Source organism: Paraburkholderia domus (genome assembly GCF_905220705.1).
GTDB lineage: Bacteria > Pseudomonadota > Gammaproteobacteria > Burkholderiales > Burkholderiaceae > Paraburkholderia > Paraburkholderia domus.
Genome location: NZ_CAJNAT010000011.1, coordinates 172,643 through 188,741, shown reverse-complemented (window position 1 = coordinate 188,741; position 16,099 = coordinate 172,643). Strand labels below are relative to the sequence as shown.

Here is a 16,099-nt window from a genome sequence, read left to right as displayed (position 1 = left end):
ATCTCGGGCGCTCAGCCGCGCATTTCGGTCGAACCGAGCGAGCCCGATAAATCCTGGGGCAGGCCGGCGCCGTCCTCTTCAATATCTTCGAGCGACCGGTTGCGGGTCTCGATTCCCAGGAAGAACACCACACAGGCCCCCACTAGTAAGACGGTGGTGGTCATGGCGAACACGCCCAGGAATCCGAGCACCGGATAGATAAGGCCGACCAGAATGGGGGCGCTCACCGAGCCGATCCGGCCGAAAGACGAGGACGATCCCGTACCGGTTGCTCGCACAGCGGTCGGAAAAACTTCAGGGGTGTACGCGTACACGCCGGCGAACGCGCCATTCATGAAGAACGACAGGCAAATGCCTGCAGCCATGATCTGCAACCCGGTGTGGGAAAACGCAAGCGTAATCGCCGCAATCCCGCCCAGCAGCATGTAGGACGCCACGACACCCTTTCGACCGAGCCGCTCATTGAGCCATGCCGCCGAGAAATAACCGGGAATCTGTGCCCCATAAATCGCGATCGAGTAACCAAAGCTTTTCGTCATGGTGAGCCCCTCCTTGAGAAGCAGGCTCGGAATCCAGGAGAAAAACGAGTAATACGCGAACGCGACCGAAAACCACATTAGCCAACTCACTGCGGTCGTACGCGCCAGTCGCGGCGACCACAGCGTCAGCACATTCTGCAGCGCGTTGCCCTTTGCGGGCGCCGATACAGGCACCGTGCCAAAGGAAGCAATGGGCATCAAATGGATGCCTTTACTTGCAAACCATGATTCGATTGCACTCACGATGCTGTCCGCCTCAGCCGCCCGCCCCTGGCTTTCAAGCCAGCGCGGTGATTCGGGCAGGGTTCTTCGCCACCAGAGAAGCATGACGACGGGCAACGAAGTCGCCACCGCCAGATATCGCCAGCCATCGGCAAAGTTGCGCACGACGGTGAAGCCGAGAATGGACGACCCCAGATAGCCGAACGACATGAAGCCGACCAGTGCGCCGCAAAAGATGCCCCGGTAACGCCGCGGCACGAACTCAGCCAGGAACGGCGCAATCACCACCGTCTCCGCGCCAGATCCAAAGCCTGCGACGATGCGTAACGCGAAAAATGTGTGCCAGTCAGTCGCGGTCGCGCTGGCGAGCGACGCACAGCAATAGATCGCCAGCGCGCTCATCATGATGCGGCGACGGCCGATCACATCTGCAAGCACACCCGAGAGAAAGGCCCCAAAAAAATAGCCGATGTAGGTGCTGCTCGCGACGAGGCCGGTCTCGGCACTCGTGAGGTGCCATAGCTTGCTGACGACGGGTAGCAGGAACGCAAGCGATGACGAATCGAGTCCGTCAAACATATACCCTAGCCCGCCGATCAGCAGGAGCTTGCGATGAAAGCCTGATAACGGCAGCCTCTCAAGACGGGCGGCAATAGCAGACACGGCATTTTCTCCCTGACGGAAATGGATACGATTGCTGGGACGAACGCGAAAGTTATCGCCCGATTGCGTATGCCTGCATCTGACGAGGTGTTGCTGCACCACGCATCAAACCGTTTCTGATGCCGACTGCGCAAACACGGCCCAGCGACCAGGGCTCGGCCACGGTCAGGTCATGTCCAAGCGCCCGTAATGCGGCAAGCGTGTCTGCCGGAAAATTGGACTCGGCGGACATCTTGCCCAGTTGCATCGAACGCGGATAAAAGGAGCCGGGGAAATGCGCCGTCTGGAACGAGGGTGAATCCACGGCAGCCTGGAAGTTCATGCCGGCATGCACGTGCCGGAGAAACAGCTGGATCGACCACTGATCCTGCTGGTCGCCGCCCGGTGTGCCAAATGCCGCGTACGGTTTGCCCTCACGGGTGACAAGCGTGGGCGAGAGCGTCGTGCGAGGGCGGCGCCCCGGGCCGAGCGAGGACGGCAGCCCCTCCTCCATCCAGAACATCTGCGCGCGCGTGGTCACGTTAAAGCCGAGACCGGGCACGGCAGGCGAGGCCTGGAGCCAGCCACCCGACGGTGTTGCCGAGACCATGTTGCCCCACCGGTCGACCACGTCGAGATGAACCGTATCGCCGCGCAGTTCAGGCAGCGGTGCAAACGTCGGTTCACCCTGGCCGAAACCGCCGGACTGTTGCCTTCCGGCATTGGCCATAATCAGTGCGGCACGTCGCTCGCTATCGCCCAGCGTGCCAGGACGAAATTCGAACGACGCGCGACCTGGATCGATCAATCGACGACGCTCGTCGTTGTAGGTATCACTCAGAAGCACATCCATCGGCACATGCGCAAACGCGGGATCGCCATAAAACACCTCACGATCGGCGAACGCGAGCTTCGAGCATTCAATGATCGTGTGCACGAAATCCGGTCCCATCGGGTCCATTGCACTGAGATCGAAACCCTTAAGGAGCGCGAGCTGCTGCAGGAACATCGGTCCCTGGCCCCATGGGCCAGTCTTGTGAACGCGTAAGCCCTCATAGTCGTATGAGACCGGATCTTCATAGGACGGCTCCCAACGCGCGAGGTCATCTGCATTGAGCAGACCATGGTTGCGCTGGCCGGAGGTATCGAGAACGGCGGTTGAGCGGAAATAGCGGTCGATCGCCTCGGCCACGAAACCGCGATAAAAGACCTTGCGGGCAAGCTCGCATTGTTCGGCACGATCACCGCGGGTATTGGCCTCTTCCAGAATGCGCCTGTACGACTGCGCAATCGCCGGATTCGCAAACAATTGGTTCGGCATCGGCGCGTCGCCATTGCGCAGCCATTGCTCAGCCGAAGTGGGCCATTCGCTCCGGAAGAAATCCTTGATTGCCAGAATCGAAGACGTCATCCGCGGGAGAACCGGATAGCCGTTCTCCGCATAGCCGATCGCATAGCTCAAGACCTCCTCGAGCGGCAGTTGCCCATAGTCGCGCAGCATGACCATCCAGGCGCCAAATGCTCCAGGTACGACAGCGGGCAACAAGCCCGTACCCGGAACGACTTCCAGACCCAATTCACGCATGCGCGCTATCGTCATTCCCGCTGGCGTCACACCCTGCCCGCACAGTACGCGAACACGTTTTTCGCGAGCACTGTAGAACACGACCGGCAACTCGCCGCCGGGACCATTCAGGTGCGGCTCAACGATCTGCAGAACAAAACCCGCCGCGGCCGCCGCATCGAACGCATTTCCCCCTTTCTCGAGAACGGCCATTGCTGACGCGCTCGCCAGCCAGTGCGTCGAGGCCACCATGCCGAATGTGCCAATCAGCTCCGGACGGGTTGTAAACGACATGCGCAACTCCTTTTTGCAATGACCAGCGATCTGTTATTTATGAACCAATCGACATTGGTACGAACGCCATAAACGATGAGATTACGGTGAACAGCGCCCGGTTGCACGCGGTGTTAACCCGATATGATGCATACACTATCAGATCAAAAAACGTCCACATGCTTCACCTCCGATGGTTTGTCTATGGTATGTTATGAACCAATAAACATTGGTTCGCGCAAGGAAAATGGAAGTTTCGATACTGGACAGACTGCTGACCTATATTGCCGACCATCAACTCAAGGACGGCGATGCACTGCCGCCCGAAAGAACGCTCGCGGAAGACCTTAAAGTCAGCCGGCGGGAGCTGCGCTCGTCGCTTGCATCACTGGAGGCGTCAGGACGTGTATGGCGCGGCGTCGGCCGCGGCACCTATCTGGGAGCGAGGCCGCTGAAATTCGCCCCGACGCTACGTGGACTTCGTGCGGGCGCCAGTCCGGCAGACATCGCGGAAATGCGCCTGCTGTTCGAGCCGGCACTCGCACAGCTCGCCGCCACAAAGGCAAGCCGGGACGACTTGCTAGAACTTGAAAAATGCGCGCGGAAAAACGCCGCTGCAAAAAATGATGAAGAGTGGCAACAATGGGATCATCGATTTCATTTGCTGATCGGGCAGGCCACACGCAATCCCGCACTCATTTCCCTGATGGAAGTGATCAACGGCATGCGTGTCAAACCCGAGGTGCGTGAGAAGACCTCAGCCCAGGAAACACGCCGTTTTTTCGCCCAGCAACACCAGGATATCGTCAGCGCGATGAAGGCCCGCGATGGTGAAGCAGCGGCCCGATGTATGCGCGAGCACCTGCTCAACGTTCAGTGGCGTGCTTCCGCCGGTGGCGACGAAGCGGCCCTTCGCCGCGATTGAAGAGCCTGCGCCGCTATCTTCGATTCAGATTGCTCAGGATACGGTACCTGAATCAACGCGTCTCTCATCACGCCCTGTCGACTGATCTTCCGTCCGGGCATGGGAATTGAATCTGCTCACAAACTGTTCAAAGCCCTGAATCGGCAGCGGTTTGCAAAAGAGGAAACCTTGATAGGCATGGCATCCGGCTACGGCAAGAAAATCTCTTTGTGCTTCCGTCTCGACGCCCTCGGCAATGACACCCAGGTCAAAACTTCGAGCAAGCGCCACGATGGTTCTCGCGATGTCAGCATCGTTGGGGTCGACCAGAATGTCGCGCACGAACGACCGGTCAATCTTTAACTGGTCTAATGGCAAGCGTTTCAGGTAAGCCAGCGAAGAATATCCCGTCCCGAAGTCATCCAGTGAGAACGTCACGCCTCGAGCTCGCAAGGCGGTCATCTTTTCGATAATGTCCTGCACGTTCTCAACGAGAACACTCTCGGTCAGCTCGATCTTCAGCCTGTCCGCCCTCGCCCCAGTCCGGTTGATGACCGCGAGCACACCGTCTACGAAGTCCGGCTCGCGAAATTGCCGGGCGCTTACGTTCACGGCTATCGACAGATGCGCCATCGATGGCCGCGCCGCCCACAGGGCCAGTTGCGCGCACGCGGACGCCAATACGGTTCGCCCCATCTCGAGGATCAGCCCCGACTCCTCGGCGAGCGGAATAAACTCGCCCGGAGGTATCAGGCCGCGCTCAGGATGCTCCCAGCGCGCAAGCGCTTCCGCACCGGTTATGCGATCGCCGTCGACAACCTGCGCCTGATAGTGAAGGACAATCCGGTTCTCCTCAATCGCGCTGCGCAGCCCCACCTCCAGTTCGGCTCGCCTCAGCACGGCCGTCTGCATCGCAGGGTCGAAGAAGCACATGGCATTGCGGCCGCGCTCCTTCGATTTATACATGGCGAGATCGGCCTGCTTGAAAAGCTCGTCGGTGGAAGTCTGCTCCCCATTGAATACGGTCACGCCTATGCTGGCGGTACTCCGGAACTGGACGCCATTGAGCTCGTAGGCACACCCCAGCACGGTGAGAATTCTTTCCCCCGCCGCCTCGGTTTCCGCTGTCGCCACCGCCTTGTCCAGACTCAGATTGCCCAGCACCACAACAAACTCGTCACCGCCGACCCGCGCGACCGTGTCGCCCTCATCGACACTGCTCGACAGGCGATTCGCGACCTGTCGCAGGAGCAGATCGCCTTGGTCATGCCCGAGCGTATCGTTCAGCGTTTTGAAGTGATCGAGATCGATGAACATAAGGGCGCCGCAGACCTTGTTCAGGTGGCTCGCCACCATTGACTGCCTGAGGCGATCCAGAAGCAGCGCGCGATTGGGCAGGCGGGTAAGCGTGTCATAGAAGGCAAGTTCCCGGATCTTCTCCTCCGACTTCTTGCGCTCCGTAATATCGCGGCCGCTGGTACGAAACCCGATGAAGTCTCCCTTCTGATTGCTGATCGGAACCCAGGAGACCGACAGCCAGAGAATCGATCCATCCTTGCGCACGCAACGGAATTCAAGATCGTCGCCGCGAAAGCCCTGAAGCCCCTTTTTGAATTCCGGCGCAACACGCGAAATGTCCTCGGGATGGATCAGCGTGCGGGCGAAGTCGCGCATCGCCATACATTCGGCGACGGTGTAGCCCGTGTAGTGATCGACCGACGGATTGATCCAGCGAGGTTTGCCGTCCGGCCCCCACCAGATTTCCAGGTTCACCGTGCAGTCGGCAATGGCGCGAAACTTCTCTTCGTTTTCGCGCAACTCCCGCGTCATCGCCGACGCCAGCCGTATGGCACGCTCACGTCCCGTCATCATGAGCCACGTGAGAAGCGCCAGCAGCAGACTCAACCCCGTGCCGGCGCCTGCAATTAACGCCTCCGCATTACGTCCTAACCGGGATCGAAATTCGTCGAAGGCGCTCATCGACAACATCCAGTCGTGCCCGTCCACGACCAGATATTCGTTGGCGGATATGAGTGCGGGCCCGTGCCGGTTGTTTGCATCTGAAGTGCGATGCAGCAGCGCTGCCTCCAATGGCTCTACGCCATCGTAAATGGCCAGCGAAACGCCGGGTGGCTGTTCACCGTAGAGACTGGCCATCACATCGCGCATACGGAACGATGCATAGACCCAACCAATAATGTTCGCCCGACGTTGCGCCAGGTTGTCCTGCGCCTTGCCGGACGCGTAGATCGGCAGGTACATGATGAACCCCGGCCGAGGGTCTGCTCCCATGTCGACCGTAAGCCGCACCTTTCCCGAGAGGGTCGCCATGCCGGAGTCCCGGGCCTTCTCCATCGCAGACCGCCGTACCGGTTCGTCCCAGGCGTCAAAGCCAGGCGAGCTGCGTGCGACGCTAATAAAGGGTTCGCGCTGAATGATCGGGGCATAGTCCTGGCGCAGCCCGTCGGGATGAATCGCGTAGTCTGGAATACCGCCCTGCCGCATGCCCGCTATATGGTCCGCTTTACGCGCCACGGGCACCCATTCGATCACCCCGACGGCGTGGACCCCGGAAAAGTTCGCGTCAAGATTGAGCGCGCTCACATAGCGCCGGAACCTGTCGCGATCGATCGTTCCGTTCGCGGCAAACAGGCTCTGCACGCCTCGCAACATAAGCTCGTAGGTCGCCATGCGTTGTTCGACGCGACCTACCGCATCACTCATGGTGTAATTAAACTGAGTGCGAAGCTCTTTGCGAGTCGCTTGCCGTTCGTGATTCCATACGATCCAGGTCACGCAGAGCGACGCGGATAAAACCAGCAACGGCAGCAGGACTGAGCGTACCCTGATCACGGCGACGCCTTGAAGTCGACCATGGAGTTGGCCAGATCTGGCTTGAAGTACTTTTCGAAGATGCGACGCACCGTTCCGTCAGCACGCATTTCATCGACCAGCGCCCGCCATTTCTCCCGTTCGGCGGCCGGAAGCGCTTTCTTCGACATGATCAGACCGTGCGGCACCGAAGGATCGTTGAACTCAAGGATCGTCGTCACGTCGCGTATCTTTTTCTCTTCCAGCGCGGGGTAATCGAAGGGCTCGATAATCATGCCCTGGATCTGCCGAAGAATAAGCGCCTGGTAGAGGGGCTCGAGGCCGCCCGCCTGGCTTACCCGGTTTTCCGACGTCAGCCGGTCGACCAGTTCGTTCGCCGTTGCGCTGTAGCGAAAACTGCGGATCACGCCGAGCTGGGCGTGTTCATTGTGTTCGAAGTCCGCGACATTCTGGATACCGGCGTCCTTGCGCACGAGCAGATAGTATTTATTACTGAAGTACCACGCAAACGAAGCATATTGATTGCGTTCGTCATTCGCAATTCCAGAAAGACTGAAATCGAGTGCACCCGACTCGATCAGTTTCCAGATACGTGCGCGTGACATCAGACTCACCTTGATCTGGCAACCGCTACGCCGGATCAGCTCATCTGCGAAGTCTTTGTCGATACCGGTGTCGGTATCCAGCGAATAGAGCAGACCGTGATCGTGCAATCCAAGCGTAAACGGCCGGGAGCAATCCGGTCCGCCTGCGAAAGCATTACTGACGAAACACACTGCAAAGAACACCCCGCCAAGCCAGTTTCGAATCACAACGCCTCCGTAGCGGAACGACGACCAGTTAAATTCTTATCCGCGATCACAATCCGACGGCATCTTCAGCCAGGTTTTATACCAGCACCTGATTTTTATTACACATTTCGGGATGCTTTCCTGACCCAATGCGTCTTCGACATGCTGCGATCGTTCGAAATTTTCTTTCGCAAAACCTCTATACGCATTGTCGACAATACTCGGCCGTTCTTGAGGGCACCCCGAACGATTTCTTGCCGCGTAATCGCCGGATTTGTCCGGAACCCGTGCGGGTCCCGCTGGCCGACATGAGTCGGTATTCTCCGCTATTTCCAGGACCGGCAGGCGGCCGTTAATAATCAATCTACGGTTCCATTGCGTAAGTCTGCAATACGCATTTCGCGAAGTAACGCGACTTACGCTCAACCAGCAAAATCACGGATTCCCTGCCGACGCTCCGGAACGGCGCGGGTCATGAAGTTCGCTATCCGACCAGCCGCCGCCCAGGTCGCCGATCAGCGACACGGCATCGAGCAGGCGCTGCTGCTGGACGTTCAATGCGGTTTGCTGATCGTTTAACTGGGTCGTCTGGGCGACGGCCACGGTGGTGTAGTCCACAGTGCCGGCCTGGTATTCGTTGAACGCGATCTCGCTGCCGTGGGTCGCGTCGCGCACGGCAGCGTCCAGCACCTCGGCCTGCTGGGCAAGAATCCGCAACCCGGAGAGGTCGTTCTCCACGTTTTCGAATGCCTTCAGCACAGTGCCGCGGTAGTTGGCCAAGGACGCCTCGTACGCCGCCCTGGCCGCGGCCACCTCCCCGCTACGCTCACCGCCGTCGAACAGTGTCTCAGTGGCACTCGCGCCCAGCGACCACACATGATTGGCGATGTGTAGCAGGCCCGCCAACGGCGACTGCGTAAAACCGTCCAGTGCCGAGAGCGAAATGTTCGGGTAGTAAGCCGCCACCGCAACGCCGATCGCCGCGTTCGCCGAGGCCATCTGGCGCTCGGCGGTGGAAATGTCCGGCCGGCGCTGCAGCAGGGTTGAGGGCACGCCGGCCGGAATCGTGGGCAGTGTCGGCAGCGCCGCGCTGTGAGGGATGGACAGGTCTTCCGGATTCTTGCCGACCAGCACCGCAATCGCGTGCGCATACTGGGCCCGCGCGACGCCGAGCGCGATCAGGCTGGACTGGGCGTTTTCGAGCTGGGTGCGTGCGGTAATCAGGTTGGACGGCGGCACCGTGCCCGCCTGGTCCTGATCGGCGACGACGCGCAGATACGCCTGATAGGCATCAACCGTGTGCTGCAGCAGGTCGATGTTGGCGTCGGTGATCCGCAGATCGATCACCGCGGTGGCGAGCGCGGTCTGCTCGGAGAGCGTGGCATTGGCGAGCGTCGCTTCGCTCGCCTGGGCGGTCGCGGCGTTCTCTTCGATGTTGCGGCGGACCAGTCCCCAGAGATCAGGCGCCCAGCTCACATTGCCTTCGAGCGAGCCCGAGTTGTTCACCGACTGGAAGTTGCCGAACCCGGCACTGGCGCCGCTGTTGCCCAGACTGCCGGTCGAACTGCGCTGCCGGGTGACCGAGCCGGTGACACCGACCGTAGGAAACAACGCGCTACGCGCGATACGCACCTCCGCGAGGGCCTGCTGGTAGTTGGCGTAATCCTGACGCACAGTCTGGTTGGAAACGGACACCATGGGTTCGAGCTGATCCAGCAGCGGATCGTTAAAGCCGGTCCACCAGTCGCCCTTGGGTCCTGCGGCGTCCGGCTCGGCTTCTGTCCATCCGGGCGGCAACTCCAGATAGGTCGCCGGCACAGGGACCGGCGGCCGGTGGTAATCCGGGCCAACCATGCAGCCACTCACCAGCAAGGCGAAGGTCGCGGCCAGAAGGGTGCGGGGAGTGTTCATCTTCATGCTCTCGTATCCGTTCGGCGGTTCCACGGCAAGCCGTCGGACCACCTGACAAGCTTGAAACGCAAGCGATCGAGATAAAGGTAGATCACCGGTGTCGTGTACAACGTGAAGACCTGACTCACGAGCAGACCTCCCATTACGGTGACGCCCAGTGGCTGGCGCAGCGAGGCGCCCTGCCCGATGCCTATCGCTAACGGCACCGCGCCGAGCACGGCCGCCGCGGTGGTCATCATGATCGGCCGTAGACGCACCACGGCGGCTTCATGGATGGCCCGCCTCGCGTCCATCCCTTCATTGCGTTGCAACTGGATGGCGACGTCCACCATCATGATCCCGTTTTTCTTGACGATGCCGATCAGCAAAATGATGCCGATCAGCGCGATCACAGAGAACGGCGTGCCGAACACGAGCAGCGCGAGCGTCGCGCCGATCCCGGCCGATGGCAAGGTGGACAGGATGGTGAGCGGGTGGATCGTGTTCTCGTAAAGCACGCCCAGTACGATATAGACAACGACCAGGGCGGCCAGGATCAGCAGCGGCACGGTGCCCATCGACTGCGCGTAGGCTTGCGCCGCGCCGGCGAACGCACCGTGGATCGACGCCGGCATGTTGATGTCCCGCTCGGCTTTCTCGATGATCGCGCCCGCCTGGCTGAGCGAGCCGCCACCCGGCAGGTTGAACGAGACGGTCCCGGCCACGAGGCCGCTCTGATGGTTGACCTGCGTGGCGGTGTGGCTGTTGGCGTAGGTCAGCATCGTCGGAAGCGGTACCATGGTTTCGGCCGCGGTGCTGTCCGCGCTGCCGCTGGAATTGCCGCCCTTGCTGTTGGAAATGCTGTTGGTGAGCTGATTGGCTTCGGCGTCGGCGTTCAGCGCGTTCGTGTTGCTGCTGGCGCTTTGCGACGTGCTCACGGCCACGGCCTGCTTGGGCGCGCTGACGGTGCCGCCCGGCATCTGCGTCTGTTGCGTGCCACTCGGGTTGCCGGCGGCCGCGCTCAGGAAGATCTGGTCGAGGGTTTGCGGATACTGCCAGTATTGCGGCGCCACCTCCATCACCACGAAGTATTGATTGAGCGCGTTATAGATCGTCGAAACGGTGCGCTGGCCGAAAGCGTCGTAGAGCACGTTGTCGATCTGGTTCGGCCGGAAGCCATAGCGTGCCGCCGTGGCACGGCTGATATTGAGGTAGGTTTGCAGACCGTTTTGCTGCAGATCCGAGTTGACGTCGAGCAGTTGCCCGCGGTACTTGCCGAGCTCGGTCACGAGCTTCGGCACCCAGGTAAACAATGCGTCAGCGTCGTCGCTGGTCAGTGTGTACTGATACTCGGCCGCTGCCTGCCGGCCGCCGATCTGCAAGTCCTGCTGGGCCTGCATGAAGAGCCGCGCGCCCGATACCGCATTGAGTTTCGGGCGCAGCCGGTTGACCACCTCGGTGGCCGACCGATGCCGCTCGGCCAGCGGCTTGAGTTCGATAAAGACGTTGGCAGTGTTCAGCGCGCGGCCGCCGGTAAAGCCCGCGACCGAGGCCACCGCGGGGTCCTGTTTAACGATCGACTGCAACTGCGCGAGCTTCTTTTCCATCGCCGGGAACGAGATGCCCTGGTCGGCGATGATCTGCCCGATCAGGATGCCCGTGTCCTGCTCCGGAAAAAAGGTAGCAGGCAGCAGCCTGAACAGAAACACGTTGAGCACGAGCAGCGCGATCAACATGAGCCCGATCAGCAGCGAGTGGTCGAGCACGGCTTCCAGCGAGCGCGAGTAGGCATTCTTGAAGCGCTCGAACTGCGCTTCGAACCAGCGCGCAAAGCGCCCCTGTGAGTGCTTCGCATGCTGATGGCTCAGCACATACGCGCACATGGTCGGCGTAATCGTCAACGAGATCAGCAGCGAAAATAGAATCGCGATGGACAGCGTCACCGCGAATTCATGAAACAGCAAACCGACGATGCCAGGCATCAACAGGATCGGCAAAAACACCGCGATCAGCGACAGGCTCATCGAGATGACCGTGAAACCCACCTCGGCGCTGCCGCGCAGCGCGGCCTCTTTGGGGTCGAGCCCGGCTTCGAGATGGCGCACGATGTTCTCCAGCACCACCACCGCATCGTCGACCACGAAGCCGGTGCCGATCGTCAACGCCATCAGCGAGAGGTTGTCGATGCTGTAGCCGAGCAGGTACATCGGCCCAAACGTGCCGATGATCGACAGCGGCAAGGCGACCGCGGGGATCAGCGTCGCACGCGGCGAAAGCAGGAACACGAAGACCACGCCGACCACCAGCATCACGGCGATACCGAGCGTACGCTCGGTATCGCCCACCGAGGCCCTGACCGATTCGGAGCGGTCGATTGCAACGTTGACGCGGATGGCGCTCGGCAACGCCGCCTCGATCGAAGGCAGGCGTGCTTGAATCTGCGCGACAGTCTTGACCACATTGCTGCCCGGCATCGGATAGACGATCACGAGCACGGCCGACTTGCCGTTGTACAGCCCGGCGTTGCGGATGTTTTCGTTCGAGTCGATCACCTGGGCGACATCGCGCAGCAGCACCGGGGCACCGTCGCGGTACGCGATGACGACGTCACGGTAAGGCGCGGCCTTACTGATCTGATCGTTGGACAGGATCTCGTAGCGCTGCTCGCCCTGGTCGATGTGCCCCTTCGCGCTGTTGGCGTTCGCGGCGCCGATCGCCGCGCGCACGTCTTCGAGGCCGATGCCGTAGCTGTTGAGCTTGCCCGGCTGCAACTCGACCCGCACCGAGGGCAACGCACCGCCGCCCAACGTGATTTGCCCGACACCGTCGATCTGCGAGAGTTGCTGCTGGATCACCGAGTCGGCGGAATCGTAGAGCTGCGCCTTGGTGAGCGTGTCCGACGTCAGCGCGAGCACCATGATCGGCGCCCCCGCCGGGTTGTACTGGCGGTAGGTCGGGTTGCTGCGCAGCGTGGTGGGCAGGTCGGCGCGGGCTGCCTGAATGGCCGCTTCGACGTCGCGCGCCGCACCGTTGATATCGCGGTTCAACCCAAACACGACGACGATCATCGACGAGCCGACGTAGTTGGTCGAAGTCAGCTGGCTCACGTCGGCGATCGTGGCGAGCCGGCGCTCCAGCGGCTCGGCCACCGTGGAGGCCATGATTTGCGGACTGGCGCCCGCCATGTTCGCCTGCACCACGATGACCGGATAGGCGATGTTCGGCAGCGGCGCAACCGGCAGCCGGAAATAGGCGAGTACGCCCGACAGCAGGATCGCGACGGCCAGCAAGGTCGTCGCGACGGGCCGCCGGATGAACAGCGCCGAGATGTTCACGGCTCGCTCCGCGCTGCGCGATCAGCGGCCCTCTGGCGCACGCGCTGGGCAATCCGGTCGAAGCAGAGGTAGATCACCGGCGTGGTGAACAGCGTCAGCATCTGGCTCAAGGTCAGGCCGCCGATGATCGCGAGGCCGAGCGGCCGGCGCAGTTCCGAACCCGTGCCGGTACCGAGCAGCATCGGCAACGCGCCGAGCATGGCGGCGAGGGTCGTCATCAGGATCGGCCGGAAGCGTAACAGCGAGGCTTCGAAGATCGCGTCTCGCGGCGATTTGCCGTGGTTGCGCTCGGCATCGAGCGCGAAGTCCACCATCATGATCGCGTTCTTCTTGACGATGCCGATCAGCAGCACGATGCCGATAATACCGATCACGTCCAGGTCGCTGCCTGCCAGCATCAGCGCGAGCAAGGCGCCGATACCGGCGGAAGGCAAGGTGGACAGGATCGTCACCGGATGGATGTAGCTCTCGTAGAGCACGCCCAGCACGATGTAGACGGCGACCAGCGCCGCGACCAGCAGATACACCTCGCTCTGCAACGAGTCTTCAAACGCCTGGGCCGCGCCCTGGAACGAGGACGTAATCGACGGCGGCAGATTCACCGCCTGTTCGGCCTTGCGTATCTGGTCCACCGCCGTGCTCAACGAGGCGTCCTTCGCCAGGTTGAACGAAATGGTCACGGCGGGGAACTGGGCCAGATGGCTGATCACGAGCGGCGACTTCGTGACCTTGATCGTGGCGATTCCCTTGAGCGGCACCTGGCCGGTGCTGCTGGTCTGGCTGGGCAGATACAGGTTGCCGAGCGACTGCAGATCGGGCAGCGCCTCGGGCTTGGCGACCAGAATGACCCGGTACTGATCGGACTGCTCGAAAATGGTCGAGACGATCCGCTGGCCGAGCGCATCGTAGAGCGCGTTGTCGATGGTCGCCGCCGTGATGCCATAGCGCGCGGCCAGTTGCCGGTTGACCTCGACATTGACGCTCAGGCCCAGGGTATTCAGATCGCTGGTCACGTCGGTGATCGCGGAGATCTGCTTCATCCGCGCAATCAGCGCGGGCACGTACTGGTCGAACGTCTGCTGGTTCGGCCCTCGCAGCACGAACTTGTACTGGTTCGGCGAGACGGTGGTGTCGAGCGTGAGATCCTGCTCGGGCTGGAGATACAGCTTGATGCCCGGTACGTCGGCCACCTCCTGTTGCAGGCGCCGGACGATCTGCTGCGCAGTCAGCGAGCGGTCGTCGCGGGCCCGCAGATTGATCAGGAAGCGGCCGTTGTTCAGCGTGGGATTGGTCCCGTCGATGCCCACGTAGGAGGTAACCGAAGTGACGTTGGGATCCTTGAGAATGGCCTCGGCCAGTGCCGCCTGGCGCACCGCCATCGCTGTGTAGGACACCGAGTTGTCAGCCACGCTGATGCCCTGGATCACACCGATGTCCTGCACCGGAAACAGCCCCTTGGGAATCACGATGTACAGGATCGCCGTGAGCACCACCGTGCCAAGCGCCACCAGCAGCGTCAGGGTCTGGTGATCGAGCACCCAGCGCAGCCCGCGCTCGTAGGCCGAGAGCGTCTTGTCGAACAGGCCCTCGCTGATGCGCTCGAAACGGCTCGGATGCCGTTGGGCCTGCGCGCGCAGAATCCGCGCACAGAGCATCGGCACCACGGTCAGCGAGACCACGGCCGAGATGACGATCGTGACCGCGAGCGTCACCGCGAATTCGCTGAACAGACGCCCGATCACCCCGCCCATGAACAGCAACGGGATCAGCACCGCGATCAGCGAGACCGTCAGCGAAAGAATCGTGAAGCCGATTTGTCCGGCGCCTTCAAGGGCCGCCTCCAGCGGACTCTTACCCTCCTCCAGATAACGCACGACGTTCTCGATCATCACGATCGAGTCGTCGACCACGAAACCGGTGGCGATGATCAGCGCCATCAGCGAGAGGTTGTCGATCGAGTAATTGAGCTCGTACATCACCGCCAGCGTGCCGACCAGCGAAACCGGCACCGAGATGCTGGGGATGATGGTCGCCGGCACATTGCGCAGGAACACGAAGATCACCAGCACCACCAGCACCACCGCCAGCACCAGTTCAAAGGCCGCATCGGAGACCGACGAGCGGATCACGCCGGTGCTGTCCGAGACAACGCTAACCTGCATGCCCGCCGGCAGCGTGGATTCCAGCGCGGGCAACTGCTTCATGATCTGGTTGACCGTGGCGATCACGTTCGCCCCCGGCTGACGCTGCACGTTGAGCACGATCGCCGGCGTGTGGTTGAACCAGGCGCCCCGCTCGACATCCTGCGGCGCCTGGGTGGCCCGCGCGACATCGCGCAGGTACACGGGCGCGCCGTTCTGGTAAGCGATCACCGTGTCCAGATAATCCTTCGGGTCGACGATCTGGTCGTTGGCGTTGATCGTGTAGTCCAGCTCCGGACCGTCGAAATTGCCCTTCGGCTGACTGACGTTGACGTTGGCAAGCAGCGTACGCAGGTCGTCGAGGTTCAGGCCGTAGGCAGCCAGCTTCTGCGGGTCCGCCTCCACCCTGACCGCCGGCACATTGCCGCCGGCGAGGCCGACAAGGCCCACGCCCGGCACCTCGGAGATTTTCGTGGCTAGCCGGTTGTTGGCCGCATCCTCCAACTGGGTCAGCGACATCGATTTGGACGTCACTGCCAGAGTGAGAATAGGCTGGTCCGCGGGGTTCACCTTCGCATAGGTGGGCGGCGCCGGCAGGCCGCTCGGCAGGTAGCTGTTGGATGCGTTGATGGCCTGCTGGACGTTCTGCTCGGCAATGTCGAGACTCAGCGAGAGATCGAACTGCAAGGTGATGACCGACGCCCCTTCCGAGCTATAGGAAATCATCTGTTGCAGGCCAGGAATCTCTCCCAACTGCACTTCAAGCGGCGCAGTCACGGTGGTCGCCATCACGTCCGGGCTCGCGCCTGGATAGAAGGTCTGCACCTGGATCGTCGGGTAGTCGACGGCGGGCAACGAGGAGACCGGCAGAAAGCGTACCGCGACCAGCCCCACCAGCACGAGGGCGATCATCAGCAGCGACGTGGCTACCGGCCGAAGGATGAACAGGCGGGAGAGGTTCATCGG

General features: G+C 61.4%; 8 protein-coding genes. 1 reads left to right on the top strand and 7 read right to left on the bottom strand.

What is annotated here, in order from left to right; genetic code table 11:
• Positions 1–11: 11 nt before the first annotated feature.
• Complete coding sequence (locus KHO31_RS20405; protein ID WP_201107789.1) at positions 12–1,424, bottom strand: MFS transporter; 1,413 nt, start codon at positions 1,422–1,424, stop codon at positions 12–14.
• A gap of 52 nt (positions 1,425–1,476) precedes the next feature.
• A complete protein-coding gene (locus tag KHO31_RS20400) occupies positions 1,477–3,261 on the bottom strand; it encodes a gamma-glutamyltransferase family protein (RefSeq protein WP_201084963.1) in 1,785 nt (594 codons plus the stop codon).
• Positions 3,262–3,487: 226 nt separating this feature from the next.
• On the opposite strand from KHO31_RS20400, the gene KHO31_RS20395 reads away from it, so the two are divergent.
• On the top strand, positions 3,488–4,165 hold the full coding sequence (locus KHO31_RS20395) for a FadR/GntR family transcriptional regulator (protein ID WP_201084962.1): 678 nt from the start codon (positions 3,488–3,490) through the stop codon (positions 4,163–4,165).
• Positions 4,166–4,198: 33 nt separating this feature from the next.
• Here KHO31_RS20395 and KHO31_RS20390 read toward each other — a convergent pair whose 3' ends face one another.
• From KHO31_RS20390 to KHO31_RS20370, 5 genes are all read right to left on the bottom strand, one after another.
• Positions 4,199–6,997, bottom strand: a complete 2,799-nt coding sequence (locus tag KHO31_RS20390) for a bifunctional diguanylate cyclase/phosphodiesterase (protein WP_201084961.1) — start codon at positions 6,995–6,997, stop codon at positions 4,199–4,201.
• The gene (locus KHO31_RS20385) at positions 6,994–7,788 is read right to left on the bottom strand and encodes a substrate-binding periplasmic protein (RefSeq protein ID WP_201074151.1); all 795 of its coding nucleotides are present in this window, start codon (positions 7,786–7,788) and stop codon (positions 6,994–6,996) included. The genes KHO31_RS20390 and KHO31_RS20385 overlap by 4 nt, the downstream gene beginning before the upstream one ends.
• Before the next feature lie 414 nt (positions 7,789–8,202).
• Complete coding sequence (locus KHO31_RS20380) at positions 8,203–9,684, bottom strand: efflux transporter outer membrane subunit (protein WP_236071354.1); 1,482 nt, start codon at positions 9,682–9,684, stop codon at positions 8,203–8,205.
• The gene (locus KHO31_RS20375; protein WP_201074149.1) at positions 9,681–12,992 is read right to left on the bottom strand and encodes an efflux RND transporter permease subunit; all 3,312 of its coding nucleotides are present in this window, start codon (positions 12,990–12,992) and stop codon (positions 9,681–9,683) included. Before KHO31_RS20375 ends, KHO31_RS20380 begins: the two co-directional genes overlap by 4 nt.
• Positions 12,989–16,096, bottom strand: coding sequence for an efflux RND transporter permease subunit (locus KHO31_RS20370; RefSeq protein ID WP_201074147.1), 3,108 nt, complete (start codon positions 16,094–16,096; stop codon positions 12,989–12,991). The genes KHO31_RS20375 and KHO31_RS20370 overlap by 4 nt, the downstream gene beginning before the upstream one ends.
• Positions 16,097–16,099: the final 3 nt, after the last annotated feature.

Coding starts and splice junctions, on each gene's coding strand:
- KHO31_RS20400 (WP_201084963.1), bottom strand. CDS start 3,261: ATGTCGTTTACAACCCGTCCGGAGCTGATTGGCACATTCGGCATGGTG.
- KHO31_RS20395 (WP_201084962.1), top strand. CDS start 3,488: ATGGAAGTTTCGATACTGGACAGACTGCTGACCTATATTGCCGACCAT.
- KHO31_RS20380 (WP_236071354.1), bottom strand. CDS start 9,684: ATGAAGATGAACACTCCCCGCACCCTTCTGGCCGCGACCTTCGCCTTG.
- KHO31_RS20370 (WP_201074147.1), bottom strand. CDS start 16,096: ATGAACCTCTCCCGCCTGTTCATCCTTCGGCCGGTAGCCACGTCGCTG.